General features: G+C 65.3%; 2 protein-coding genes. Both read right to left on the reverse strand.

The window, feature by feature from the left end; genetic code table 11:
* The coding region (locus QF777_11895) for an SDR family NAD(P)-dependent oxidoreductase (protein MDP6912243.1) at positions 1 to 452 on the reverse strand (452 nt) is incomplete at its 3' end.
* On the reverse strand, positions 449 to 1,050 hold a 602-nt coding region (locus tag QF777_11900; GenBank protein MDP6912244.1), incomplete at its 5' end, for an amidohydrolase family protein. The genes QF777_11895 and QF777_11900, both read right to left, overlap by 4 nt.

The following is a 1,050-nucleotide window of genomic DNA, read 5'->3' on the forward strand; positions in this document are numbered from 1 at the left end:
GACGACGTGTTCACCACGTGGCCGGGTTCACCCGACTCGAGCATCCGTCCCACAAACGACATGACGCCATTGGCCACACCAAACACGTTCACCGAGTAGCACCAACGCCAGTCGTTGGGCTCGTGGGTCCACATGCGTCCACCACCGCCTGAACCAACGCCGGCGTTGTTGAACAGCAGGTTGCAGCGACCGAAGGTGGCGTAGACGTGGTCGGCTAGTGCATCGGTGGACGCGTCGTCGATGACGTTGGTGACCACGCCGGTGATCCGGCCGGGGTGACTGGCCGAGAGGGCGGCCACCGTCGTGTCCAGCACGTCCTGTTCGATGTCGGCCACCACCACGGTGGCACCAGCCTCCAGTAGGCCACGGACGATGCCCCGACCGATGCCGTTGGCTCCGCCGGTGACAACGGCGACCGAGTCAGCGACCTCTAGCGGCGGCAGGCTACTCATGGCACCTGCACCTGATTCTGGGGCGCCATCCCCGGACATCCCTTGGCGGTCTCGGGAATATCGCCGTAGGCGATGCCCGACGCCACATGGACCTTGGTCGGGCAGTGCTGCTCGGCCAGGGCCTGCAGGGCCGTAACGTCAAACCGGTACAGTCTCGCCGCATTGGTCGTCAGGATCTGCGTGGCCTCGTCGGTGGTCATCTCACCGAACGTGAGTCGTAGGTGCTCATCGGTATTGGGGTGGGAGCCCTCGATATGGGGATAGTCCGATCCCCACATGACCTTGTCGGCGCCGATCTGGCGCACCACGGCGGCCTCGGTGGGTCGCAGGAAGCTGGCCCCCACGTGGCATTGACGCTGCCAGTACTCCGACGGGGTGAGCGACATCTCGGCGACGGCCGCACCGCCGAAGATGGCCTCCGATCCGTACTTGGAGGTCTTCATCCGGTCGTAGAAGTCGTCCAAACGGGCCAGCGTGTCGGGCACCCAGGCCGTCCCGGTCTCGGTGTTCACCCACTGCAGGTCCGGGTGGCGCTCGAACACACCTGAGAACATCAGGTGCCATAGGGCCCGCTGGCTCCACCAGGTCACCTCCAGCA

It is taken from the genome of Acidimicrobiales bacterium (genome assembly GCA_030747595.1).
In the GTDB taxonomy this organism is placed as follows: domain Bacteria; phylum Actinomycetota; class Acidimicrobiia; order Acidimicrobiales; family MedAcidi-G1; genus UBA9410.